This window comes from Pseudomonas sp. BMW13 (assembly GCF_013357275.1).
Taxonomy (GTDB): domain Bacteria; phylum Pseudomonadota; class Gammaproteobacteria; order Pseudomonadales; family Pseudomonadaceae; genus Aquipseudomonas; species Aquipseudomonas khazarica.
In genome coordinates, this window is sequence record NZ_SUKD01000029.1 from 1 (window position 1) to 24,205 (window position 24,205).

Annotated in this window: 26 protein-coding genes and 1 pseudogene; 10 read left to right on the top strand and 17 right to left on the bottom strand. The window is 63.2% G+C overall.

The window, feature by feature from the left end:
• From E4487_RS20175 to E4487_RS24975, 4 genes and pseudogenes are all read right to left on the bottom strand, one after another.
• A partial coding sequence (locus E4487_RS20175) for a phage infection protein (RefSeq protein ID WP_175254217.1) occupies window positions 1-534 on the bottom strand: 534 nt, incomplete at its 3' end.
• Window positions 535-745: 211 nt separating this feature from the next.
• On the bottom strand, window positions 746-1,837 hold the full coding sequence (locus tag E4487_RS20180) for an SMP-30/gluconolactonase/LRE family protein (RefSeq protein ID WP_175254218.1): 1,092 nt from the start codon (window positions 1,835-1,837) through the stop codon (window positions 746-748).
• 225 nt (window positions 1,838-2,062) lie between these two features.
• The gene (locus E4487_RS24970; RefSeq protein ID WP_373921551.1) at window positions 2,063-2,500 is read right to left on the bottom strand and encodes a methyl-accepting chemotaxis protein; all 438 of its coding nucleotides are present in this window, start codon (window positions 2,498-2,500) and stop codon (window positions 2,063-2,065) included.
• Window positions 2,501-2,596: 96 nt separating this feature from the next.
• Window positions 2,597-3,403, bottom strand: a pseudogene (locus E4487_RS24975) (PAS domain-containing protein); the annotation flags it as partial.
• A 222-nt stretch (window positions 3,404-3,625) separates the two neighbouring features.
• Between E4487_RS24975 and E4487_RS20190 the strand changes: the two are divergent.
• Entirely contained in the window at window positions 3,626-4,369 is a 744-nt protein-coding gene (locus E4487_RS20190) for a class I SAM-dependent methyltransferase (RefSeq protein WP_175254219.1), read from the top strand.
• Between the two features lie 9 nt (window positions 4,370-4,378).
• Here the strand turns inward: E4487_RS20190 and E4487_RS20195 are convergent, their stop codons facing one another.
• From E4487_RS20195 to E4487_RS20205, 3 genes are all read right to left on the bottom strand, one after another.
• Window positions 4,379-4,729 (bottom strand): hypothetical protein, encoded by a 351-nt coding sequence (locus tag E4487_RS20195; protein ID WP_150605943.1) that lies wholly within the window; start codon window positions 4,727-4,729, stop codon window positions 4,379-4,381.
• A gap of 58 nt (window positions 4,730-4,787) precedes the next feature.
• A complete protein-coding gene (locus E4487_RS20200; protein ID WP_037057327.1) occupies window positions 4,788-5,036 on the bottom strand; it encodes a hypothetical protein in 249 nt (82 codons plus the stop codon).
• A gap of 158 nt (window positions 5,037-5,194) precedes the next feature.
• Window positions 5,195-5,896, bottom strand: a complete 702-nt coding sequence (locus E4487_RS20205) for an FMN-dependent NADH-azoreductase (protein WP_150605941.1) — start codon at window positions 5,894-5,896, stop codon at window positions 5,195-5,197.
• A gap of 119 nt (window positions 5,897-6,015) precedes the next feature.
• Between E4487_RS20205 and E4487_RS20210 the strand changes: the two genes are divergently transcribed.
• The gene (locus E4487_RS20210; protein ID WP_037057331.1) at window positions 6,016-6,915 is read left to right on the top strand and encodes a LysR substrate-binding domain-containing protein; all 900 of its coding nucleotides are present in this window, start codon (window positions 6,016-6,018) and stop codon (window positions 6,913-6,915) included.
• Window positions 6,916-6,925: 10 nt separating this feature from the next.
• On the opposite strand, the gene E4487_RS20215 is transcribed toward E4487_RS20210, so the two are convergent.
• Together E4487_RS20215 and E4487_RS20220 are read right to left on the bottom strand one after the other, a co-directional pair.
• Complete coding sequence (locus tag E4487_RS20215; RefSeq protein WP_037057333.1) at window positions 6,926-7,783, bottom strand: DMT family transporter; 858 nt, start codon at window positions 7,781-7,783, stop codon at window positions 6,926-6,928.
• A 194-nt stretch (window positions 7,784-7,977) separates the two neighbouring features.
• Window positions 7,978-8,685 carry a YafY family protein gene (locus E4487_RS20220; protein ID WP_175254220.1) on the bottom strand — a complete coding sequence of 236 codons (708 nt, stop codon included), beginning with the start codon at window positions 8,683-8,685 and terminating at the stop codon, window positions 7,978-7,980.
• Between the two features lie 69 nt (window positions 8,686-8,754).
• On the opposite strand from E4487_RS20220, the gene E4487_RS20225 reads away from it, so the two are divergent.
• Entirely contained in the window at window positions 8,755-9,126 is a 372-nt protein-coding gene (locus E4487_RS20225) for a VOC family protein (RefSeq protein ID WP_175254221.1), read from the top strand.
• 61 nt (window positions 9,127-9,187) lie between these two features.
• Here the strand turns inward: E4487_RS20225 and E4487_RS20230 are convergent, their stop codons facing one another.
• Entirely contained in the window at window positions 9,188-9,883 is a 696-nt protein-coding gene (locus E4487_RS20230) for a GNAT family N-acetyltransferase (RefSeq protein ID WP_175254222.1), read from the bottom strand.
• 106 nt (window positions 9,884-9,989) lie between these two features.
• Window positions 9,990-10,538 carry a hypothetical protein gene (locus E4487_RS20235; protein ID WP_175254223.1) on the bottom strand — a complete coding sequence of 183 codons (549 nt, stop codon included), beginning with the start codon at window positions 10,536-10,538 and terminating at the stop codon, window positions 9,990-9,992.
• A gap of 348 nt (window positions 10,539-10,886) precedes the next feature.
• Here E4487_RS20235 and E4487_RS20240 point away from each other — a divergent pair, with 348 nt between their 5' ends.
• Both E4487_RS20240 and E4487_RS20245 read left to right on the top strand, forming a co-directional pair.
• Window positions 10,887-11,252: a type II toxin-antitoxin system RelE/ParE family toxin gene (locus E4487_RS20240; RefSeq protein WP_175254224.1), complete on the top strand. Its 366-nt coding sequence runs from the start codon at window positions 10,887-10,889 to the stop codon at window positions 11,250-11,252.
• Window positions 11,245-11,571, top strand: a complete 327-nt coding sequence (locus tag E4487_RS20245; RefSeq protein ID WP_175254225.1) for an XRE family transcriptional regulator — start codon at window positions 11,245-11,247, stop codon at window positions 11,569-11,571. The genes E4487_RS20240 and E4487_RS20245 overlap by 8 nt, the downstream gene beginning before the upstream one ends.
• 257 nt (window positions 11,572-11,828) lie before the next feature.
• Here E4487_RS20245 and E4487_RS20250 read toward each other — a convergent pair whose 3' ends face one another.
• Window positions 11,829-12,224 (bottom strand): Ig domain-containing protein, encoded by a 396-nt coding sequence (locus E4487_RS20250; RefSeq protein WP_175254226.1) that lies wholly within the window; start codon window positions 12,222-12,224, stop codon window positions 11,829-11,831.
• 267 nt (window positions 12,225-12,491) lie between these two features.
• Between E4487_RS20250 and E4487_RS20255 the strand changes: the two genes are divergently transcribed.
• Both E4487_RS20255 and E4487_RS20260 read left to right on the top strand, forming a co-directional pair.
• Window positions 12,492-12,827: a hypothetical protein gene (locus tag E4487_RS20255; RefSeq protein WP_150605928.1), complete on the top strand. Its 336-nt coding sequence runs from the start codon at window positions 12,492-12,494 to the stop codon at window positions 12,825-12,827.
• A complete protein-coding gene (locus E4487_RS20260) occupies window positions 12,811-13,002 on the top strand; it encodes a DUF1289 domain-containing protein (protein WP_175254227.1) in 192 nt (63 codons plus the stop codon). Before E4487_RS20255 ends, E4487_RS20260 begins: the two co-directional genes overlap by 17 nt.
• Before the next feature lie 35 nt (window positions 13,003-13,037).
• Here E4487_RS20260 and E4487_RS20265 read toward each other — a convergent pair whose 3' ends face one another.
• Both E4487_RS20265 and E4487_RS20270 read right to left on the bottom strand, forming a co-directional pair.
• Complete coding sequence (locus E4487_RS20265; RefSeq protein ID WP_175254228.1) at window positions 13,038-13,565, bottom strand: transposase; 528 nt, start codon at window positions 13,563-13,565, stop codon at window positions 13,038-13,040.
• Between the two features lie 153 nt (window positions 13,566-13,718).
• Window positions 13,719-14,285: an isochorismatase family protein gene (locus E4487_RS20270; RefSeq protein ID WP_134677203.1), complete on the bottom strand. Its 567-nt coding sequence runs from the start codon at window positions 14,283-14,285 to the stop codon at window positions 13,719-13,721.
• Between the two features lie 361 nt (window positions 14,286-14,646).
• Here E4487_RS20270 and E4487_RS20275 point away from each other — a divergent pair, with 361 nt between their 5' ends.
• On the top strand, window positions 14,647-15,159 hold the full coding sequence (locus E4487_RS20275; protein ID WP_175254229.1) for a hypothetical protein: 513 nt from the start codon (window positions 14,647-14,649) through the stop codon (window positions 15,157-15,159).
• A gap of 250 nt (window positions 15,160-15,409) precedes the next feature.
• On the opposite strand, the gene E4487_RS20280 is transcribed toward E4487_RS20275, so the two are convergent.
• Together E4487_RS20280 and E4487_RS20285 are read right to left on the bottom strand one after the other, a co-directional pair.
• Window positions 15,410-16,660: a ribonucleotide-diphosphate reductase subunit beta gene (locus tag E4487_RS20280; protein WP_037056419.1), complete on the bottom strand. Its 1,251-nt coding sequence runs from the start codon at window positions 16,658-16,660 to the stop codon at window positions 15,410-15,412.
• 459 nt (window positions 16,661-17,119) lie between these two features.
• The gene (locus tag E4487_RS20285) at window positions 17,120-20,029 is read right to left on the bottom strand and encodes a ribonucleoside-diphosphate reductase subunit alpha (protein WP_175254230.1); all 2,910 of its coding nucleotides are present in this window, start codon (window positions 20,027-20,029) and stop codon (window positions 17,120-17,122) included.
• 767 nt (window positions 20,030-20,796) lie between these two features.
• Here E4487_RS20285 and E4487_RS20290 point away from each other — a divergent pair.
• Both E4487_RS20290 and E4487_RS20295 read left to right on the top strand, forming a co-directional pair.
• Entirely contained in the window at window positions 20,797-21,552 is a 756-nt protein-coding gene (locus tag E4487_RS20290; RefSeq protein WP_175254231.1) for a response regulator, read from the top strand.
• 10 nt (window positions 21,553-21,562) lie between these two features.
• Entirely contained in the window at window positions 21,563-23,170 is a 1,608-nt protein-coding gene (locus tag E4487_RS20295; protein ID WP_134677206.1) for an ATP-binding protein, read from the top strand.
• A gap of 5 nt (window positions 23,171-23,175) precedes the next feature.
• On the opposite strand, the gene E4487_RS20300 is transcribed toward E4487_RS20295, so the two are convergent.
• On the bottom strand, window positions 23,176-23,880 hold the full coding sequence (locus E4487_RS20300; RefSeq protein ID WP_175254232.1) for a 4'-phosphopantetheinyl transferase: 705 nt from the start codon (window positions 23,878-23,880) through the stop codon (window positions 23,176-23,178).
• Between the last annotated feature and the right edge of the window lie 325 nt (window positions 23,881-24,205).

Sequence of the window (24,205 nt, forward strand, 5' to 3'; positions counted from 1 at the left end):
ACGGTCGGAGCCACCTTCAGCGACGCGGTTCTCGATCAGACGATCGGAGCCACCTTCGGCGACGCGGTTCTGGATCAGACGGTCGGAGCCACCTTCGGCGACGCGGTTCTCGATCAGGCGGTCGGAGCCACCTTCGGCGACGCGGTTCTCGATCAGGCGGTCGGAGCCACCTTCGGCAACGCGGTTCTCGATCAGACGGTCGGAGCCACCTTCGGCGACGCGGTTCTCGATCAGACGGTCGGAGCCACCTTCGGCGACGCGATTCTGGATCAGGCGATCGGAACCACCTTCGGCAACGCGGTTCTCGATCAGACGGTCGGAACCACCTTCGGCAACGCGGTTCTCGATCAGACGATCGGAGCCACCTTCGGCGATGCGGCTTTCGATCAGGCGATCGGAGCCACCTTCGGCGACGCGGTTCTCGATCAGGCGGTCGGAACCCCCTTCAGCGACGGTGGGTTGCACGGAAGAGGCGGCGAATACGTTGGCGGCCAGTACGGAGAGAGCGAAGCTGAGGATGAGTTGGCGTTTCATGATGTGGTGCTCCAGGGGTGTTGTGGTTGGGTATGGAGCAGATGGTACGCATTGAAATTTTTCAGAGAACTTCATTGGCATGATGGTGAACATCGATGCCACTGATGCTTGCCGCAATGCCCGTCCCAGAGCGGTTGGAGGTGTTGCTGGCGCCGTCTGGCGAGCTTGTGTGGCGGGCCAGGCCACGGCTCTGGCGGCCGTGGCCCATGCCTCATTTGCTGAAGGTGGCGCCGCGAGTGTTCACGTACAGCGAGTAGATGGAGTGGCTGCTGGCCATGAACAGGCGGTTGCCCTGGGCGCCGCCGAAGCACAGGTTGGCGCAGCGTTCCGGCAGGTAGACGTGGCCGATGGCCTTGCCCTCGGTATTGAACACGCGCACGCCGTCCAGCTCTTCCGGCTTGCCCTTCGGTGAGCCGTTGCTGCCCCAGCCACACCAGAGGTTGCCGGCCTCGTCGCATTTGATGCCGTCCAGTGCGCCCGTGGCCCCGCCGTCGATGTGCTTGCGGCGCGCGCCTAGGCTGCCGTCGGCGTTCACCGCATAGGCCCAGACCAGGCGATTGGGCTTGGCGCGGCCCTCGACCACGTAGAGGGTCTTCTCGTCCGGGGAGAAGCACAGGCCGTTGGGGCCGGCGAGCTCGTCGAGCACCCGGGTGACCTTCAGCGTCTGCCCGTCGATGCGGTACACGCCGTGCGGCAGCTCGATCTGCACCTTGTGCCCTTCGTATTCGTTGCCAGCCTGGAAGGGCGGGTCGCTGAACCAGACGGAGCCGTCGCGCTTGACCACGATGTCGTTGGGCGAGTTGAAGCGCTTGCCCTCGAAGTTGTCGGCCAGCACGGTGATGCTGCCGTCGTGCTCGGTCCGGGTGATGCGCCGGCCCAGGCCTTCGTTGGTCGAGCCTTCGCAGGCGATCAGGCGGCCCTGGTTGTCGCGGGTCAGGCCGTTGGAGTAGTTCGAGGATGCGCGATAGATGCCCAGGGACTGGCTGATCTCGTCCCAGCGCATGATGCGGTTGTTGGGAATGTCACTGACCAGCAGGTAGCGGCCATCGCCCACCCACACCGGGCCTTCGGCCCAGCGCAGGCCGGTGGCGACCTTTTCCACGCTGGCATTGAACAGGCGCAGGTCGAGGAAGCTGTCGTCGAGGATCTCGACCGCCGGATCGGGATAGCGCGGGTTTAGCGGTTCCCCCGCACGGGCCAGTTGCGGCAGGAGCGTGCCCACGCCGGCGGCGGCGACCGAGTAGGCGAGGGACTGTTTGAGAAAGTGGCGGCGCGAGCCGTCCGGGCGTTGTTCGTCATTCATCGTCAGGGTCCTTGTTGTTCTTGTTGATCGCGGATGCGACATCGGCAAACTTATACGATGTATGACGACTTTGAAAATCCTGTCACTCGATTTGCGCGGTCATTCCGCGTAATTCAAGTGCTGAAAGGGGATTGTCCCGTCAGGGGAATGGGGTGGTCGAATGAGGTTGTGTGATGACTTGGGTGAGATGCCGGTGCCGAGCCCGTTCACCGGCGTGCCCGTGCCTCACAACTGGGTGGCGAAGCTCTCCACCGCCTTGACCACACGCTGTGCGGCATCCTGGATTTCCTCGATCACCTGCCCGGCCTGGCTGGACAGTTCGAGGCCGCGCTCGGCCTGGGCCTTGCCGCGGTCGATGATCTCCACGGCGCGTTCGGCCAGTTGCTGGTTCTGCCCGACCACCGAGGTGATCTCCACGGTGGCGGCGCTGGTGCGCGAGGCCAGTTGCCGAACTTCGTCGGCCACCACGGCGAAACCACGCCCCTGGTCGCCCGCCCGCGCCGCCTCGATGGCCGCGTTCAGGGCCAGCAGGTTGGTCTGGTCGGCAATGCTGCTGATGTTCTTGACGATGGAGCCGATCAGCTGGGATTGCTTGTCCAGCGCCTCGATGCCCTGAACGGCCTCCTGCATGCGCTCGGCCAGGTCGTTCATCGCGTCGAGCATCTGCTGCACCACTTCGGCGCCATTGCGTGCGCTGCTGTCGGTGCCCTTGGAGGTCTCGAAGGCGATGCCGGCCGCCTGGGCCACGGCTTCCTCGCGCTGTACCTGGTCGGTGATCACCGTGGCGAACTTGACCACCTTGTACAGCCGGTCGTGGGCGTCGGTAATGGGGTTGTAGGAGGCCTCCAGCCACACGTCACGCCCGTGACTGTCCAGGCGCTTGAAACGATCGACGACGAAGTCGCCACGGCGCAGCTTGTCCCAGAACTGCGCGTACGCAGGCGAATTGACCTCGCTCGGATCACAGAAGATGCGGTGATGCTTGCCCTGGATCTGCTGCAGGCTGTAGCCCATGGCGTCGAGGAAGCGCTGGTTGGCCGTCAGGACTTCGCCGTCGAGGTTGAATTCGATCACCGCCGTGGAGCGCTGCAGGGCCTTGATCAGGTTCTCGTGCTCGCGCGAACTCTCGATGGTGCGGGTCAGGTCGCTGGCGTGGATGGAAAAGAAACGGATGCGCCCGGCACTGTCGCGCACCGGCTGCAGGATGGAGCGCAGCCAGGCTTCCTCGCCACTGCCGCGCAGCAGGCGGATGACCCCGGCCAGGTGCTCGCCACGTTCCAGCGCCTGGCGCACACGGTGGTGAAAGTCGAGATTGCGCACGTGTTCGGGAATCAGCTTCAGCAACTGCTCGCCGCGCAACCGATCCGCCGTGTAGCCCATTTCCTTGAGGAAATTCTCGTTGGCACGTTCGATACGCCCCTGGGGGTCGAGGATCAGTACCAGCATCTCCTCTTCCAGGCTGGCGCGTACCTGTTCCACGGAAGAGAAGTCTTCACGCAGTGCCTGCAACTCTTGCTTCAATCGACCGTTGAACATGAGAGCCATCCCGCTGAACGTTGACGCCATTGTTTCGGCTGCGAATCACGGGAGTTTAGCCAGAGTTGCGCGGGTGTGAAGGCGAGCACGGGGATTGCCCTGTCCGTGGGCTGCAGGCCGCCGTTGGCGGGCGCCCGGCACGTTGCTCGGCCCTGGCGCGAACGGGGCGATATTTTCGTCGCTGCGACGGCTGCGGCGGCGACGCTTGGGATATGATGCGCGCCCCCGACATCCCGCTCCCTTCAGGTCATCATGTCCGGCAATGCCCTCTACACCGACCTGTCGGGTTATTACGACCTGATGTGCGCGGATATCGATTACGCGGCGCAGAGTCATTGCGTGCAGCGCCTGCAGCAACTGTTCGGCAACGGTGGCCGGCGCCATCTCGACCTGGCCTGTGGCACCGGTCCGCACGTGCGCCATTTTCTCGATGCCGGCTACGCCAGCGGCGGCCTGGACATCAACCAGCCGATGCTCGACCGTGCGGCCCTGCGCTGTCCCGAGGCGCGCTTCGTCCAGCAGGACATGTGCGCGTTCCAGGTCGACGAACCGCAGGACCTGATCACCTGCTTTCTCTACTCCATCCACTACAGTGCCAGCCTCGCGCGTCTCGAAGCCTGCATCGCCAGCGTGCATGCGGCCCTGGCCGAGGGCGGGGTGTTCTGTTTCAACGCCGTGGACAAGCAACGCATCGACAACGCATCGTTCGTTTCCCACAGCGTCTGCCAGGCCGATGGTCGGTTCCGCTTCAGCTCCGGCTGGCAGTACCGCGGCGAAGGCGAACAGCAGCTGCTGCGCTTGCGCATCGAACGCCAGCTGGGCGAGCAGCGCGAGGTCTGGGACGACGAGCACCCCATGGTCGCGGTGAGCTTCGCCGAGCTGCAGGCCCTGCTGGCGCCTTACTTCGACGTGCAGGTGCTGGAGCATGACTACCAGCGGCTGCTGCCCTGGGATGGCCACGCCGGCAACGCGCTGTTCGCCTGCAGCAAGCGCTGAAGAGGGCGGTCAGTACAGGCTGATCTTTTCGCCCGTCAGCAGGTTCTCGGTGCCCAGAAAACTGATCGAGGGAATGAAGTCGATGGGCAACTCATCGCCTTCGACCAGAGCGTAGCGCGCCAGGTAGTAGTAGACGATGTCACAGCGCTGCACGCGGATATCCTGGGTCAGGGAGTGGATGGGAGCGCGCCAGGTCTGCTCCTTCTCCTGGCACTCGGCGCTCATGCTGAGCGCATCCTCGACGGCTTCTCGCTCCGCGTGGGCGACGGCCTTCTCCAGTTGAACCCTGATCAGCAGCTCTTCAGGGCTGGTACAGCCGGCCAGCGACAGGGCGGCGAGAAAGAACATCCATTTATGCATTGCAGCTCCAGGTAATCCATTGCCGAAGGGGCGGTTGCTGGCAAGTGCCGGGCGTGTGTCAGCGGCCTGCTGCCAGGAACAGGCCGACCATCATGAACACCACTGCCGTGACGATCAGCTGATGGACGGCATTGTTCTTGAATTTGTACACGACCCCGTCCTTCTGGGCGTACAGATCACCCGTCAGAGCGATGAGGAGGGTGGCGGGGATGAAGAACAGCAGCGAGAGGAAGACGAACCAGCGCTTGCGGTACACCGGTACGTTTTCATAGCTCATGCGGGTTCGTTCGAAGCGGTTGATATCCATATCGTTGTTCCAGGCAGGGGCGCGAGCAAAACGGTGGCTCGCGCTTCGGGGCTGGATGATAGCCCGAGCTGACGTCCGGGCCGTGTGATGGATTTCCTATTGATGTCGTAACGTCTCCTCGCGGGTGGAGGCGCGCTGATCATCCACCGGGAGGGTGTTCAGGCCGGCTCTGCAGCGCGCTCGGCCTGCAGTGAATGCTGCAGCTCGCTCACTAGCGCGTCGACCTTGTCCAGCGCCTGCGCGACCGATGCGGCCAGCAGTTCACCGCCGAATTCCTGGCCCTCGATGGCGATCTGGTGCACGCGGGTGATGCCGATGAAACCCAGTGCGGTGATCAGGTTGGGCTCCAGGTGGTTCATGTGCGCCATCTCGCCGCCCGCATCGAAACCGATGCCGCCCCTGGCGGTGAGGATCACCAGATGGCGCGGCCGGTCGGCCAGCCTGGGGATGTAGGGATCGAGCAGGTTGCTCTCGTCGATGTCCACGGTGCGGCCGGGGCGCACCACCTGATCGATCCACGCCTTGAGCGCTGCCGGCATGCCGAAGTTGTACAGCGGCGTGCCGATTACCAGCACGTCCGCCGCGATCAGTTCGTCGACCAGGCGATCGCTTTCGGCCAGGGTGTCGCGCATCCAGGGCTCGCGCCTGGCCTCCGGGGTGAAGGAGGAGGCGATCCAGTCGTGGCTGATGATCGACGGCGGGGTCTGGCCGATGTCACGGTAGGTGATCGGGTCCTGCGGGCGGCGCGCACGCCACTGGCTGACGAAGCGCTGGCTGAGGTTACGGCTGTGCGAACCGTGCTCGTCCTTGCCGGCAAGGCCGGGGCGGGCACTGGCGTCGAGGTGCAGGATGGATGTCATGTCGAGTCTCCTGATCGAATTTGAATTCATCTGTGATTAACCGCAGACTCAGGCTAATTTCAGCCCTGGTTGGCGACAAACGATCATTGTTTTGCGCTACGGATGAGGAAAATTCAGCCATGAGTCGACGCCGACTGCCTTCGCTCTCTGCCCTGCGGGCGTTCGAGGCCGCTGCCCGTCACGAGAGCGCCAAGCAGGCGGCCGAAGAGCTGTCCGTCACCGCGACGGCGATCAGCCACCAGATTCGGGCGCTGGAGGAGACCCTCGGTGTCGCCCTGTTCCTGCGCAAGCCGCGCCAGCTGGAGCTGACGGCCGCCGGACGGGAGCTGCAGCAGGTGCTGGAAAGCGCCTTCGACAGCATCGGCGCCGCAGTCGAGCGGCTCAGCGCCGTGCCGAGCCGCCAGGCCATCACCCTCAGCACCACGCCCGCCGTGGCGGTGCGCTGGCTGCTGTCCTGGGTGTGCATGCTGCGTGACGCCCATCCGGACATCGACCTGCGCATCCATGCATCGCATGAGCCGGTGGCGCTGGACGGCGTCACGGCGGATATCGCCATTCGCTATGGCGACGGGCGCTGGCCGGGGCTGGTGGCCGAGAAGCTGTTCGACAACACCTTCGTCCCGGCCTGCAGCCCCTTGCTCAACCTGCACGATGCCGCCGAACTGCCGCGGCATTCGCTGATCCACTTTCGCAACCAGCTGGCCGTGTCATCGCCCGTCGACTGGGTGGTGTGGCAGAAGCAGGCGCAGGTTCCCGGCCTGGATGTCAGCGCCGGGCTGGTCTTCTCCGACGAGACTCATGCCGTCTCCGCTGCCGTCGGCGCCCAGGGCGTGGCGCTGATGAGTAGGCAACTGATCGAGGACGAGCTGCGCGAAGGGCGCCTGGTGCAGCCCTTCGGCCCGGTGCTGGAGGGCAAGCCGTTCTTTCTGGTCTACCCGGAAAGCCGCCGCCACGACCCGGCCATCCTCGCGGTGCGGGACTGGATCATGGCGGTGCCTGGCGGGTTGTGTTCGCTGTAGCGACGGCGCTTCAGGCCGGCAGTGGCGGGCGGGTGCGCAAGGTCAGGCCGGCATGCAGCAGCAGCGTGACGAGCACCAGCGCGCCGCCGTAGAGCGTCGCGCTGGCTGGCGTTTCCTGCAGGAAGTACCAGACCCACAGCGTGCCCAGCACGCTTTCCAGCAGATAGAACAGCGCCACCTCGGCGGAAGGCAGATAGCGTGTCGCGTTGTTGATCAGCAGCGTGGCGAGCGGCATCTGCAGCAGTCCCATCAGCGCCAGCGCCCAGTAGCTCTGGGTTTCCAGTTCGAAGGGCCTGGCGTTGGGCCAGGCGATCAGCGCGGCCAGCAGCCCGCCCAGGGCGATTAGCGGCATGCGCTCCAGCGCCGGGTAGCGGCGCAGCAGCGTCAGGTTGGCGCCCACGGCCGCCGACGACAGCAGGGCATAGCCATTGCCGGCCAGGTCGCTGGTGCTGAAGGCGCCGGCAAATACCAGGACGATCCCCAGTGCCGCCACGCCGATCGCCAGCCAGGTGCGCAGCGCCACCCGTTCACCCAGAAAGCAACGGCTGAGCAGTGCCGCGAACAGGGGCGCGGTGCAGAGGATGACCACCACGTTGGCGACCTGGGTGTGGACGATCGCCAGGACGAAGAAGATCGAGGTCAACGCCAGCAGCAGGGCCGAGCCGGCGCTCGCCAGTGGTTGCGCCAGCACGCTGCTGCGCTTTCTGGCCGACAGCGAGAACACCCCCAGCGCCAGGCACATCAGCAGCCCGCGCCAGAACGCGATGCTCCAGCCATCGGCCTGGGCCAGGCGCACCAGTAGGCCATCGAAACTGAGCAGGGCGATGCCGCTGGTGACGAGCAGCAGGCCGCGTGCTGAATCCTTCATCCGTATGTCCTCGATGTGTCGCTGGCGGGCATTCCGTTCTTGCCTGGCGCGGCCTCGATGAGGTGCACGCCAGACGCTGCGCCGATGATGGCCTCGGTGCGCCGTCAGGACCTGTCCAGAAGCGTCTCGGGTGCTGCGCTTAGCGACCTGGCGGCAGCAACGGAGACGGACATTCGTCCACGCTGCTTGCTCGGCTACTGCGTGGGCTGGACGACGATGCCGCGCTGGCGGTTGTACGCCTGCCACTGCGCTAGCAACCAGCCGCCCTGACCGCTGAAACGCTCGCTCGAACGTGTGCAGGCGCTGATCCGCTCCAGGCGGAAGTGCCGGAAGTCGTTGCGCAGCTCGCACCAGGCGGCGAGCATCTGAAAACCGTCGAAATAGCCCAGGGCAATCGGCCGCAAGGTGCGTCGGCTCAGCGTGCCCGCTTCGTCCGTGTAGTCGATCAGCACCTTGCATTCATCGCCAATGGCCTCACGCAGGGCGCGTGCCGTGGCGCCGTCATCGCTCGTGGAAGGGGCGGGCCCGGCAAACAGCGGGGTCTTCTCCAGCTGTGCCTGCGCCTCGGCGCCAAGCACCGCACGCAGCTTGCCCTGCACGTTCTGCGCCGCCTGGCGCAGCGCCGGGTCCGTCCGGCGCTCGACCCAGCGCAGGCCGAGCAGCAACGCCGCCAGCTCTTCCTGGGTGAACATCAGCGTTGGCAGCAGATAACCCGGCTTCAGCAGGTAGCCGATGCCCGGCTCGCCGTGAATATCGGCGCCCTGGCCCTGCAGGGTGGCGATGTCCCGGTACAGCGTGCGCAGGCTCACGCCCAGCTCAGCGGCGAGCGTCTGGCCGCTGACGGGCAGGCGGTGGCTGCGCAGGATCTGCAGGAGTTTCAACAATCGTTCGGTGCGTGTCATCGCGCCATGCTGACAGGAACTGTCAGTAGGGTCGACTAACGTGACCCTCCCATTGTCAGGAGGTCCACCATGAACCGTCCCAATCTGCTTGTCCTCTACGTCGCCGACCCACTGCGCAGCAGCGCCTTCTACCGGCAACTGCTGCAGCAGGCGCCCAGCAGCGAGTTTCCCAGTTACGTGTCCTTCGCGCTGAACGAGCAACTGCACCTTGGGCTGTGGTCGGAGCAGGCGGACAATTTCCAGTCCTCCGGCAGCGGCCATCGCAGCGAGTTCGGCTACCTGGTCGAGCGGGAGGCGGATGTCGAAATGCTCTACGCGCGCTGGCGGGCGCTGGGCGTGGAGATCGAGCAGCCATTGGCACGTGCGGTGTTCGGGCCGACCTTCGTCGCGCTCGACCCGGACGGCCACCGGCTGCGCGTGTGCATGCGCGATGCCAGCTGAGCGCCGCTGTCGATGACGTTCGGCGCCTGATGCAGCCCCGCGCCCGGCGTGGGGCAGCGCCTCAATGCAGCGCGCGTGAAGGCAGGCGCTCGTCGACCAGTCGTTGTGCTTGCAGGGCAAGGCTGTCGAGATGCGCATCGCGTTGTTTTTCCGCCTGCTGCATGGCGCGCTGGCCGTGCTGCTTGAGCAGGTAGGCGTGAATCTGCCTGACCTCCGTGGAGGCGAACACCGGCGCCAGGTCCGCGACCGCCACCATGCCGCCGGAGCGGTAGTCGCGGCTGTTCATCAGCACCTGTGCGCCCTGGGCGGCCAGCACCTGGAGGCCCAGGGTTTCGAACAGCGGCACCTTGTCCGCCACGCAGGCCAGCTCCAGGTGCGGACGGTGCGCCAGCACACGCTGCAGCAGCGCCCGGCCGATACCCTGGCGACGGTACTCGGCCTGCACCGCCAGGTAGGCGAGGGTGCAGGCGGCAGCATCATCGGGGCTGGGCAGGTACAGGGCAAAACCCAGCACGCGGGCCGGGTCTTCATCGTCCAGCGCCAGCAGCAACTGCACCGGGCCTTCGGCCTCGCCGTTCATGGTCTGCAGGTGCAGGTGCACCTCGTAGCCGATCACGTACTGGTACAGCTGATACAGCGGGTTGCTCGGCAACAGCGGCACCGCGCTGACGTCGCCGAAGCAGTCCACCACCATCTGCAGCACCTGGCTCTTCAGGGACTCGGGCGGCGGGCTGCTGAGGTGGGAGAGGGTGAACATCGGCAGATCGGCTCTCGGCAAATGGCAGGCGCTATTGTAGCGCCCGCCCGGCTACAGAGTGAGCCGGTTATTAGGCCGGTCCGAGAGAGTGAGAGTTGCGTGCTTGTCAGAACAGCACATAGCTGTATGGCGTGCGAGGGATTTTGTTCACTGACGAGACGCTGGGGTAATACTCCAAGCCACTATCCTGCAATTTCGATGCAACGATCTCTTCAACGTCCGAATCAGGATCCGTTCGAAAAATGCCAAGCGCCCAATAGGAGCGCAGATCTATTTCGGATTTGCGTATTTTTGCCACTTTCGCAAGGTCGTCGATCATGTTCGACACACAATTGCCAAGGTTGGCATGTTGCTTGATCTCAAGCGCGACGTAACGCTCGATTGCCCAGCCTTTCTTGCGCAGGATGAAGTCCGGTTTGAGGAACCACTTTACGTTTTCCCGTCTGTAGTCGAATTGGAATGCACGCTCTCGTTCCCATTCCGGTGTAGAGGGATGCTCGGCCAGAAAACGGGCGAACTCAATCTGAAGCCAGATTTCCCAGCCCGTGATATCTCCATCGAAGATGATTCGGAACGACTTTCGAAGGCTGCGCTGTTTGAAGAACTCTTCCAGCAGTTCAGCGATGTAGTCGAAGTCATTTTGCGGTTTTTTCATGAGTTCCCTTCACTGTATGCGATATGGCTAATGGCCATGTGCGCGGAGGGCGCATGGTGCCCTGTGCCTCAGCGACGAGGCAACTACCCGTTCAACTGGGGAGCTTGATCGCTCCCCCGCTACGCCAGGGCATCCATCCTGTGACGCTCTGCGTCATGACAACTTCGCCAGCGACTTCATCCAGAACGGCGGCAGCATCACCACCCTGCGGAAAATCCCCGGTCACTCCTGCCTGGCCATGACCATGCGCTGGATCATCTGCAGGATGCGGTACGCTTTGGCCTGCTCTCGTCTGTACGAGCTGTACATTCCATTGATGGAATATTCCTTGAGGGTTATATTTTCGACATGACCTGGGATATCGAGTACACCGACGAGTTCGGTGAGTGGTGGGAAAGCCTGTCTGTTGAGGAGCAGGAGTCGGTCGCGGTGTCGGTCCGGCTTCTCGAGGAGCGCGGCCCGTCACTTGGTTTTCCCCATAGCAGCGGAATCAACGGCTCTCGTCACAGCCATATGCGGGAGCTGAGGACGCAGCACGAGGGCCGGCCATACAGAACCCTGTACGCATTCGATCCCAGGCGTTCAGCGATTTTGCTGATCGGTGGCGACAAGACGGGCGATGGCCGCTGGTATGACATCAACGTTCCGCTGTCTGATCGACTCTATGACGAACATCTGGAACAGCTTCGAAAGGAGGGCTTGATAGATGGCTAAGAAATTTGCCGAGCTGCGCGCAAAAATGGCGCCTGAGTCTCAGGCCAGGGTAGAGGCCAAAGCCCAGGAGCTGCTTGCCGAGATGCCACTCAATGAGCTGCGCCAGGCCCGCGGGCTGTCACAGAAGGCGCTGGCTGAGGTACTGCATGTGCAGCAACCTGCCATCGCCAAGATGGAAAAGCGCACCGACATGTACATTTCCACGTTGCGTAGCCATATCGAAGCCATGGGCGGTCAACTGGATGTCGTTGCCCGGTTTCCCGATGGCTCAGTGAAGATCAGCAATTTTTCAGACATCGAAAGCGATATCCACCAGTAGGCTCAACGCTTCGCGGTTTGGCCGCAAGACCAGCCAGCTCTGGATCGATTCATTTTTGCGCTGAAAGCCCTTCGGCATGTCCCACACCGCGAGCAAGCGCAGAGCATTATAGAGAACGTTGCACGTGTCATGGCGTTGTTGCACGAGGCGTATGAGGCCGAACCTGGCGTGCTTCCTTGAAAAGAGTCCGTGCAGGCGGGTTGCGCCAATCGTCCCCGGCTACGGTCATGCGGCCGCTCACGTGGCGGTGAGCGGCGTTACTCGGCGATCTGCAGCCTGTAGGTGCGCTCGGCGCGTCGGCCGGCGCACTGCGTGCCATAGGTGAGGGCGACGAGATGAACCTCGTAGCTGCCCGGCCGGGTCGGCGTACCGCTGATCCGGCCATGGTCGTCACGTTCCTGGTGCTCGATTCGCAGGCCCGGCGGCAGGGGCTGCGAATCGTTCACGTAGATGCCAAGCACCGGCGCCGGAGCGTCGCTGACCTCTAGTCTGACGCTGTAGGCCTCGCCCATTCGACCTGCCGGCAGGCTTTCAGGGTGCAACACCGGCCTGGCATTCAGCGCGCAGCCCATGCTCATGGCACCTTGCAGCAGCGTTTCGCAGCCTGTGAGCAGCAGCGGGATGGATGCAATCAGCAATGACTTTCGCAGCATGGGAGTCCTTTCAGCCAGATTCGGCGAGTCGCTACTGCGGCCCGAGCAGATGGACGGCAACGCTGCCGAAGGGGCTGCTCATTCCCTCCTGTATCGTCGGCGCACCCTGCAATTCGCCTGGGGTGTGGCTGCCTGCCGCTACGACATCGAGCCGCCGAGGCGCGAGCATAAGTCGAAAGCGCCTGGGTGAACATGAATCCGTTCCCTTTGCGGGCAGGCCGCTCGGGTAAGATTGCGACGCACCGAGCCCGTCTGCAGAAGAGCCTTATGCCATCGCCGAAACGAAAATACTCAGCTGTGGAGCGCGAGCTGATCCGCACCCTGACCGACGCCTGCGAAACGGCGAAAAGCGAGATCCTCGGTTTCCAGTGGTTGACCCATGATGTGGACTACGCGCAGTTTCCGCAGAGCCTTGTGGTGACCTGGGTGTTCGATAGCGAGGCGAGCCGGGCACGGGCGCTGGCCAGTGCGGACAAGGCGAGAATGCAGGCGCTGACGCTGGCGGCTTTCGACGAGGTGGGCATCAGCGTATCCCGCATCGACGATCACGTCGCGTTCTCGGTCGAGCGAACGGCAAGGGGCAAGCGTGGCCAAGGACATTGACAACCCCTGCGTGTCGCTGTGCCAGCTCAACAGCGAATTGTGCGTCAGCTGTGGGCGCACGCGCGAAGAAATCCGCAAATGGCGGGGCATGAAACGGCCCGAGAAGATGGCCTGCGTGCAGAAGGCCGCGACGCGGATGAAGGTGATTGCCAGGAAGAAGGGCAAAAGTCAGTAGGGTGGATGAGGTCTTCTAATCCATCAGCGGGTAGCTCATTCACCATAGTTCTCCTCGACCTGCTCCGGCACAGCGCACCAATCTGCAGGGTAAATACCTTCCGCCACTGCCCGATGGAAACTCGAATAGGGCCAGTCCACCAGCCGTTGCACATGGCCGTGCTTGAGCGGGTTGTAGTGGATGTAATCGAAGTGGTGCTGGTAGTCGCGCTCGTCCCGAATCAGATGCTCCCAGTAACGTCGTTGCCAGATGCCCCGTTCGCGACGATTTTGCTGGCTGGCGTTGAGTGTTTCAGTGCTGGGCAAGCGCCTGCTGAAGGCGATGATCACCCTCCAGCGCCGGGCGAAGTCGGCATCGCCTGGCGGGAGTGTCCACAGGCAATGCATGTGCTCGGGTAGCACCACCCAGGCATCGATATGAAAGGGATGGCGCGCTTTGGTGGCGCGTACCGTTTCGCGCAGCAGGTCGATTTTGCGGATCAGCAGATCGCTGCCACGATCGTGCAGGTTGACGGTGAAAAAGTAAGTGGCACCGGGAACGCGGGCGCGTCGGTAATTGGGCATGGCGGCTCATCCTTGAGCGCGGGTGATGCCAGAACCATGGTGGACAAGCTGCGCGTTGTCCACCCTACAGGTCGAACCCCGCGTTCAGACCGTAGGGTGGATGACGCTCTTTTCATCCACCAGCAGCGGTTGTCCGGGCTACTCGCTGCCACGTCATTGGCTGAGTTGTGTGATCAACGTGTCTGATGACATGACCTCGGCATATTCGGCGCCCAGTATGGCCAGCGTCAGCGCATGAACGGTCGAGGCATCCCAGCCGGTCCCATCTGGTCCAATGACAGGTACCGCGGTCGTGGCATCCGAAGGGAGGATGATGGTGTACCCGAGTGCTTTTCCGGCGCGGACCGTGGCATCCATGCTGTTATGGATCACAACGCCAGTTAGAACGATACGTTTTGCTTGCATTCCTTTTAAAACAGCATCCAGCCGGGTGCCGATGAATGCGCAGTTTTCATTCTTGATGATGACGGCTTCGCCCTCTGTCGGCGCGACTTCCTTTTTGATGCCATTCCAGGGGCCATGAAGGTAATAGCTGGAGGTGGGCGTCTTTTCATCGTGCTTTACGTGAAGAACTGGCCAGCCGTTCGAGCGCCAGAATTGCAGGAGGCGTTGGATGACGGACAGGTAATCGGGGTGACTTTTGTCATTCCAGACGGGCTGATCGATGGCGTCCTGAACGTCGAGGATGATCAAGGGGATTTGGCCGGGCGTGTCCTGCACTTTCGTCGTCTCCTTACGATGAGTGTTTAGTGTGCTGCAGTGTTTCTCCATCAACAACCATGGCCGCCCGATAGCTTTCAGGGCTGCGGTGTGGTGGCCCGGCTGTGACGCTCTGCGTAGTCTGCTGGCGTAGGGTGGATGACGCTCTTTTCATCCACCATCAGCGATGGTTCGGGCTACTCGCTTTGACGATGGCATGAACCTTGGTGGACAAGCTTCGCGTTGTCCACCCTACAAATTACGCGAGCAGGTATTCCTGCGTCGGGTGGATGAAGCTCTTTTCATCCGCAGTTAGGAATTGTCCGGCTACTCGCTGATATCCTATTCGAGTCCATCATTAGTTATATAGACGGTGGCTGTCGTGTCTAAATGTCTTTGGCTGGTTGTTGCGCTGCTCTTTCTAGGGTGTGCAAGAAATTACGATTCACCTCCTGCGGAGCTTGGTTATTTTAAGGGTAGTCGTGAGGGGAATACATCATTGTATGAAGTGAGCTTTTCATCGACTGTCAATTTTTTGAATGTCTTTGAACAAAACAAACGCCCTATAAGCAGCATGCTTCGCTGTTCGCTCGAGGGTGGTGAAGTTTCCATGGACCATGAAGCCGATCAATATTCAGCCAGCGGTTTGGTTCCGGTCACTCAAGCGGTGCGGCATGGCGATACCTGGGTATACAGGTCGGCATTGAGTTTCTATGAAAGCCTCAATGGCGGGCGAAGTATGCGTGCGCTGAAGGGTGATGAGTTGCGGCTTGTTCTACAGGGCAAGCAGTTCGTTCCCTGCGTGTATACAGCTACGGCTTATGGCTTCAAATCGTACCGTTCAGGCGTCCTGCAGATTCCCACTGCAGACATTCTGTATGGGCTGAATGAGTAGCTTGAGCAGGGCGTGTTTCAGCGGTCTTTCGTACCTGAGGCATGGCCCCTTTTCAATCATCGGTTTGATCTGTCACCTGTTGTGCACTGCATGCCTTTTGATACTCGTCATATCGAAATATCCTTGATTGGCTGGATCGTGAAATAGAAAAGCCCCGCACGAGGCGGGGCTTTCATTTTCTCTCGCTAGGCTGAACATCCATATCCAGGCAAAGCGCTTTTGAGTGTTCCTAACGGTCCAGACCCAGGAATCAATCCCAGCTCAACGCCCCACCAGTCTGATACTCGATCACTCGGGTCTCGAAGAAGTTCTTCTCCTTCTTCAGATCCATGATCTCGCTCATCCACGGGAAGGGGTTGGTGGTGCCCGGGTACTCTTCCTTCAGGCCGATCTGGGTCAGGCGGCGGTTGGCGATGAATTTGAGGTAGTCCTCCATCATCGCTGCGTTCATGCCCAGCACGCCGCGCGGCATGGTGTCACGCGCGTATTCGATCTCCAGCTGGGTGCCCTGCAGGATCATCTGGGTCGCTTCGTCCTTCATCTGGGCATCCCACAGGTGCGGGTTCTCGATCTTGATCTGGTTGATCACGTCGATGCCGAAGTTCAGGTGCATGGATTCGTCGCGCAGGATGTACTGGAACTGCTCGGCGGTGCCGGTCATCTTGTTGCGGCGGCCCATGGACAGGATCTGGGTGAAGCCGCAGTAGAAGAAGATGCCTTCCAGTACGCAGTAGTAAGCGATCAGGTTGCGCAGGAACTGGCGGTCGGTTTCCGGGGTGCCGGTCTGGAACTTGGGATCGGAGATCGAGCGGGTGTACTTGAGGCCCCAGGAGGCTTTCTTCGCGACGCTCGGGATCTCGTGGTACATGTTGAAGATTTCGCCTTCATCCATGCCCAGCGACTCGATGCAGTACTGGTAGGCGTGGGTGTGGATCGCTTCCTCGAAGGCCTGGCGCAGGATGTACTGGCGGCACTCGGGGTTGGTTATCAGGCGGTACACGGCCAGGACCAGGTTGTTGGCAACCAGGCTGTCGGCGGTGGAGAAGAAACCGAGGTTGCGCATGACGATGCGGCGCTCGTCTTCGCTGAGACCGTCCGTGGATTTCCACAGCGCGATGTCGGCGTTCATGTTCACTTCCTGCGGCATCCAGTGGTTGGCGCAACCATCCAGATACTTCTGCCAGGCCCAGTCGTACTTGAAGGGTACGAGCTGGTTGAGGTCGGCGCGGGCGTTGATCATCTGCTTGTCGCCGACCTGTACGCGCGCGGCGGCGCCTTCGAGGTCGTCCAGGCCTTCCTGGATGTCGAGGTCGTTCAGGGCCTTCTTGGCGCGGGCGACGGCGTCGGAGTCGTTGGCGTCAACGGCGCGCGCTTCTTCGACCGAGCCGGCAGCTTCGCTGTCGAGCTTGTCGAAGTTGGTGCTGGCGCTCTGTGCGGTGGCTTTGCTTGCGGCGACTGCTTCGGCGCCGTCTTCCTTGTCGAATTCATCCCAGCTCAGCATGGCTTGGCTCCTGCGTGAGGGCCGGCGAATGTACCGGCCTGTATGGATATACAGATAATTTGAATTATGTTCCGTTGCGTGGTGCGCGCAAGGGTGATCGGGTACCGCTGGTCAGCAGGCGGTGGATTGCTGGCTGACCGTTGCCGCTCGTCCCGGAGGAGGAGGGGCGGGAAATTGTGAGAGGGGCAAGGTTTGGGTAGGAGCGGATTTATCCGCGATTTTCGCGGCTGAAGCCGCTCCTACGGAAGAGCCTTGCCCTCTCCCTGACCCTCTCCCGCAAGCGGGAGAGGGGACTTAATGATGCTTTGCTCTAGAACTGCAGCAGACCTTCGAGCGTGCAGCTGAGCGAGTAGTCGCAAGGCACCTGCTGGAGTGGAGCCCCTGAGCGTACGCATGTACGTGATGGGGGCCGCTCTAGCAGGTAACGCCGCGAATGCCGCTCAGATCCACGCGTCAGCCTTACTGACAAGCTTCGCAGTCGGGTTCGTCGATGGCACAGGCTTTCGGTACTGGCGCCGGGGCCGGGGCGGCCTGCTGGGCAGGGGCCTGGGCCTTGGCCGAGAAGCCATCGTCACCACCGGCGGATACCGCGTTGAGCTTGCCGGTGTTGATGGTGGACTTCTCGGTGCTGGTGGCAGCCAGGGCACGGAGGTAGTAGGTGGTTTTCAGACCACGGTACCAGGCCATGCGGTAGGTCACGTCCAGCTTCTTGCCCGAAGCGCCGGCGATGTACAGGTTCAGCGACTGCGCCTGGTCGATCCACTTCTGGCGGCGGCTGGCGGCGTCGACGATCCACTTGGTTTCCACTTCGAACGCGGTGGCGTACAGGTCCTTGAGGTCCTGCGGGATGCGCTCGATCTGCTGCACGGAGCCGTCGTAGTACTTCAGGTCGTTGACCATGACCGGGTCCCACAGGCCGCGGTTCTTCAGGTCGCGTACCAGGTAGGGGTTGATCACGGTGAATTCGCCGGAGAGGTTCGATTTCACGTACAGGTTCTGGTAGGTCGGCTCGATGGACTGCGACACGCCAATGATGTTGGAGATGGTCGCGGTCGGCGCGATGGCCATGATGTTCGAGTTGCGAATGCCTTTCTTCACGCGCTCGCGCACCGGCGCCCAGTCCAGCGACTCGGAGAGGTCGACGTCGATGTACTTCTGGCCACGGGCTTCGATCAGCAGTTGCTGGGAGTCCAGCGGCAGGATGCCCTTGCTCCACAGCGAACCTTCGAAGCTGCTGTAGCTGCCGCGCTCGTCGGCCAGGTCACAGGAGGCCTGGATGGCGTAGTAGCTGATGGCTTCCATCGACTTGTCGGCGAAGTCGATGGCGGCATCGGAACCGTAGGCGATGTGCTGCAGGTACAGGGCGTCCTGGAAGCCCATCAGGCCGAGGCCGACCGGACGGTGCTTGAAGTTGGAGTTACGCGCCTGGTCGACGCTGTAGTAGTTGATGTCGATGACGTTATCGAGCATGCGTACAGCGGTCTTGACGGTGCGGCCGAGTTTCTCGATGTCCAGCTTGCCGTCGACGATGTGGTTGACCAGGTTGACCGAACCCAGGTTGCAGACGGCGATCTCGTCCTTGTTGGTGTTCAGGGTGATCTCGGTGCACAGGTTGGAGCTGTGTACCACGCCGACGTGCTGCTGCGGGCTGCGCAGGTTGCACGGGTCCTTGAAGGTCAGCCACGGGTGGCCGGTCTCGAACAGCATCGAGAGCATCTTGCGCCACAGGTCCTTGGCCTGGATGGTCTTGTACAGCTTGATCTTGCCGTACTCGATCAGGGCTTCGTAGTACTCGTAGCGCTCTTCGAAGGCCTTGCCGGTCAGGTCGTGCAGGTCCGGTACTTCGCTCGGGGAGAACAGGGTCCACTTGCCGTCTTCGAAGACGCGCTTCATGAACAGGTCCGGAATCCAGTTGGCGGTGTTCATGTCGTGGGTACGACGACGGTCGTCACCGGTGTTCTTGCGCAGCTCGAGGAATTCCTCGATGTCCATGTGCCAGGTTTCCAGGTAGGCGCAGACCGCGCCCTTGCGCTTGCCACCCTGGTTGACGGCGACGGCGGTGTCGTTGACCACCTTGAGGAAGGGCACGACTCCCTGGGACTTGCCGTTGGTGCCCTTGATGTAGGAGCCCAGCGCGCGCACCGGGGTCCAGTCGTTGCCCAGGCCGCCGGCGAATTTGGACAGCATGGCGTTGTCGTGGATGGCGCCGTAGATGCCCGACAGGTCGTCCGGCACGGTGGTCAGGTAGCACGAGGACAGCTGCGGACGCAGGGTGCCGGCGTTGAACAGGGTCGGGGTCGACGCCATGTAGTCGAACGAGGACAGCAGGTTGTAGAACTCGATGGCACGCTCTTCGCGGTTCTTCGGCTCTTCGATGGCCAGGCCCATGGCCACGCGCATGAAGAACACCTGCGGCAGTTCGAAGCGGATGCCGTCCTTGTGGATGAAGTAGCGGTCGTACAGGGTCTGCAGGCCGAGGTAGGTGAACTGCTGGTCACGCTCGTGGTTCAGCGCGCGGCCCAGTTTCTCCAGGTCGTACTCTTTCAGTTTCGGGTCGAGCAGCTCGAACTCGGCGCCTTTGTCGACGTAGGCCGGCAGGGCCTTGGCGTACAGGTCGGCCATCTCGTGGTGAGTGGCGCTGCTGGTGATGTCGAGGAAGCTCAGGGCCTCGGCGCGGATGTTGTCCATCAGCAGGCGGGCGGTGACGTAGCTGTAGTTCGGCTCACGCTCGACCAGGGTACGGGCGGTCATCACCAGGGCGGTGTTGACGTCCTTCTCGGCCACGCCGTCGTACAGGTTCTTCAGGGTTTCGCGCTCGATCAGCGAACCGTCGACCTCGGCCAGGCCTTCGCAGGCCTCGCGGATGATGGTCTGCAGGCGGCCCATGTCCAGCGGCTGCAGTTCACCGCTGGCGGTGGTGATGCGGATGCTCGGGTGCGGCTGTGCGATGTCGCTGCCGGCGTTGGCGCTCTTGCGCTTGTTGGCCTGGGCTTCGCGGTAGATCACGTAGTCGCGGGCGACCTTCTGCTCGCCGGCGCGCATCAGGGCCAGTTCGACCTGGTCCTGGATCTCTTCGATGTGGATGGTGCCGCCGGACGGCATGCGGCGCTTGAAGGTGGCGGTGACCTGCTCGGTCAGGCGCGCGACGGTGTCATGGATACGCGACGAGGCGGCGGCGGTGCCACCTTCCACAGCGAGGAACGCCTTGGTGATGGCAACGGTGATCTTGTCATCGGTGTAGGGGACGACGGTGCCGTTGCGCTTGATCACGCGCAGTTGGCCGGGCGCGGTGGCTGCCAGATCCTGGGAGGAGTCGGCGGCCTGCGGCGCCACGGCCTGCGGGTTCTCGCGAGTGGTGTCGGTATGCATGGAGATCTCCGTGTTCTGTAATTTTCTGGTTGGACGTCACGACAGTAGATGCCGCGCCTTGTCCGCCGTTCATTCCATTAACAACTGTTCCGCACGCGGCAGGCGAGGCCGGGCACGGGGTGTCGCAAGAACTGGCAGGGTGGGCACGACTTGAAGTGCCGTCCTGGCGCATAAGTCTGGCGAGGCATTACGGCACCTCACCTACTACATATAGTGGTCGACAGCTGAATCTGTTCACTGTCCGGCCTGCTCACGCGTATCGTCGAGCGATGCGGCGTGGCCATGACTCGGGCCAGGCCCGGGTCGTGCAAAACGTTTGAACGAAATACCTGGAAAACCCTGTGAAAAGGGCTTGCGCGATGCGTTCTTGTAGTGTCCAGTTTTTCGTTGTGACCCAACATCTGGTGGGTGTCGCGCGATAGGGATACAAGATAGTGCGCTGTTTGAGGCATTGCAAGGCGCCGGGAAAAGAACAACCTGTGGATAAGATGTGAGTGCCTTGTGGGTGTGCCGGGCCAAGCGCCCGTGTTCTCTGGCTCTGGCTGCCGATGACCGTTCGTCGCTCCTGACGGAAGGATTTGCACGCGTTGGCGAAGCTGCCCGGTGCCGCACAGACTAACACTATATGTAGTGATCCTGGCATGTGCTGTGCTAGCGCCTGGCGTGCGGCGCAGGAGCCTGGTTTGCCGCTCGCACCGAGGTGCTGACAACCCCTAGAATGGCCGCTGTGGTTGCGGCACTGGCCGGCATGCGAAAGGGGATAGGGTGTGGAACAAGAAGCGTGGCAGATTCTGATCGTCGAGGATGACCAACGCCTGGCGCAGTTGACCCGCGAGTATCTGGAAGGCAACGGCTTGCGCGTGGCCATCGAGGCCGATGGCGCCCGTGCCGCCGCGCGCATTCTCGCCGAGCAGCCGGACCTGGTGATCCTCGACCTGATGCTGCCGGGCGAAGACGGCCTGAGCATCTGCCGCAAGGTGCGTGCGGGCTACAAGGGACCGATCCTGATGCTCACCGCTCGCACCGACGACATGGACCAGGTGCTGGGCCTGGAGATGGGCGCCGACGACTATGTGTGCAAGCCGGTGCGCCCGCGTGTGTTGCTGGCGCGCATCCGGGCGCTGCTGCGAAGGCGCGAAGGCGCGGAGGGCGAGCGCGACGAAGGCCAGCCACGACGCCTGCAGTTCGGCCCGCTGGCCATCGACAGCGCCATGCGCGAGGCCTGGCTCGGCGAACAGGGCATCGAGCTGACCAGCGCCGAGTTCGACCTGCTCTGGCTGCTGGCGGTCAACGCCGGGCGCATCCTCTCGCGCGAGGAGATCTTCAACGCCCTGCGCGGCATCGAGTACGACGGCCAGGACCGTTCCATCGACGTGCGCATCTCGCGCATCCGCCCGAAGATCGGCGACGACCCCATGCACCCGCGCCTGATCAAGACGGTGCGCAGCAAGGGCTACCTGTTCGTCGCCGAAGCCGCCGAGGCGCTGCCGCACGGCGACGTGGCGCCCGTCGTGCGCAACTGACCGGGCGCCCATGAATTCGATCTTCCTGCGTATCTACGGCGGCATGCTCGCCGCGCTGGTGCTGGTGGCGCTGCTCGGCGTCGGCGCGCTGCACCTGGTCAACGAGGTGCGCGCCGACCAGTACCGTGAAAGCCTGGCACGCGGCACCTTTCGCCTGATGGCGGACAACCTGCTGCCGATGAACGAGGTGGAGCGCCGGCGCGCCCTGGTCGTGTGGTCACGGCTGCTCGGCATTCCCCTGGAGCTGCAGGCGATGAGCGACGTGGCGCTGGAGAGCCGCGAGCGCAATCGCCTGCAGCGCGGCCACGTGCTGGTGCAGCAGACCGGGCCGCACTCGGCCAGGGTCTATGGTCTGCTCGACGGCAAGCAGCCGTTGCTGCTGACCGGCGAGATCCAGCAGGTCAGCGAGCAGCTGGCGCGGGCCACCAACTACCTGCTGATCGACGAACTGGTGCGCTATCCGGTGGACGAACAGCCGCGCCGCCTGGCCGAGCTGAAGGAGGACAAGCAGTTCGGCTTCGACCTGCAACTGGTGCAGCTGGAGGATGCCAGCATCGACCTCGATCAGCGTCGGCGGATCGACGAGGGCGACACGGTGATGGCGCTGGGCAAGGGCGGTGACTCGATCTATGTCTTCTCCGGCATCGTCGACACGCCCTGGGTGCTGGAGATCGGCCCGCTGTACCAGATGAATCCCTATCCGCCGCAGCTGCTGGTGCTGATCGGCGCGCTGGGGCTGAGCCTGATCGGCCTGATCGTCTACCTGCTGGTGCGCTCCCTGGAGCAGCGCCTGCGCGGGCTCGAGGGCGCCGCCACGCGGATTGCCAGTGGCCGCCTGGATGCCCGTGTGCCGGCGCGTGGCGCCGACTCGGTGGGGCGCCTGGCGAGCAGCTTCAACGCCATGGCCGAGCACCTGCAGACCTCGCTGAGTACCCAGCGCGAGCTGGTGCGGGCGGTGTCCCACGAGCTGCGCACGCCGGTGGCGCGCCTGCGCTTCGGCCTGGAGATGATCGCCGATGCGCCGAACGAGGCGGCGCGCAGCACGTACATGGAGGGCATGGACAGCGACATCCAGGACCTCGACAAGCTGGTCGACGAGATGCTCACCTACGCGCGCCTGGAGCAGGGCTCGCCGGCGCTGAACTTCCAGCAGGTGGAGCTCAAGGCGCTGATCGACCAGGTGATCGACGAGCTGGCGCCGCTGAGCAATCGGGTGCGCGTGGAGTGCGGCGCGGTGCTCAGTGTGCAGGCGGGCGGGGTGTGCTGGGTCGAAGCCGAACCGCGCTACCTGCACCGTGCCCTGCAGAACCTGGTGAGCAACGCCATGCGTCATGCCGAGGGGCGTGTGCTGATCAGTTGCCAGGTGGGCTACAAACGCTGCCGGATCGATGTCGAGGACGATGGTCCGGGCGTGCCGGAAGAGGCCTGGGAGCGCCTGTTCAGCCCCTTCCTGCGTCTCGACGACAGTCGCACGCGGGCCTCCGGCGGGCACGGCCTCGGCCTGTCCATCGTGCGGCGGATCATCTACTGGCATGGCGGTCGGGCGCAGATCGGTTGCAGCGACAGCCTCGGCGGCGCGCGCTTCAGCCTGGTGTGGCCACGGCGTCAGGGGGAGTAGGGCGCTCAGGCCGCCACGGCGACCAGGCTCAGCAGCCTGTCGTCGAACCGGGCGAACTGGCCCTCCAGCTCGGCGCCCGTGCGCCAGTCCGGGTGCAGGTCGATCAGCAGGCGCAGGCGGGCGCTGTCGTGATCGGCCTCGAGCAGCTCGGCGTCGTGGAAATAGAAGCGCGTCAGGGTCAGCGGGTAGAGCGCCTTGAACAGGCTTTCCTTCAGCGAGAAGGTCAGGCTTATACGCAGGGCGCGGGCCGCGTCGTCCAGAGGCTGCAGGCGCTGCAGCTCGGCCTCGGTGAGAATCTCTCCCTGCAGACGCAGGGCGCGCTCCGTCGGCAGCAGGCGTTCCACGTCCAGGCCCAGGGCGCACCAGCGATTGCGCGGGGCGACCAGCGCGGCGGCCCAGTTGTCACCGTGGGTGATCGAGCCGGCGACGCCTGACGGCCACTGCGGCGCACGATCGTCACCGACGGCCGGTACCTGGGCGTTGCCGGTCACGCGGCGCAGGGCTTCGCGGGCGCAGAGACGCCCGGCCAGGTATTCGGCCTGGCGCTTGGCCACGCCGCGCACCGGCGCGATGGCGCAGCGGGGGAAGTCGTCGGCGGCCAGCTGCGTGGGGTCGAAGCGCGTGCTGATCAGCTGCGCACCGGCCAGCGGGCGGGGCAGTGGGTCGTGGTCGTCGAGCGGGCTGCAGCAGGCGGGGTGGTAGGCATTCATGGCCGCGATTGTGCCGCGCGACGGACTGTCCAGTCATCCATCGTTTACATTTCTTTGCAGGCAGTTAACAAAGCTAAACGGACGTTGCCCCGGGCTTTTGTCAGACTGCGCCTGCATTCCTCAGGGAATGCAGGTGAGGTTGTAGTCAGTGCGAGGCGCTGACGTTTTCTCCGAGTTCGAGAACGGTAGCCCGATTGGGCTGCCGTTTTTTTTGCGCGTTTTTCGGGCCGTGCACGGATGGGGCGCGCTTCAGCGATCCATCGCTCTGGTGGATGTAAAGGGCGACATCCACCCTACGGTGCTGGTGGATGTGAGAGGCGACATT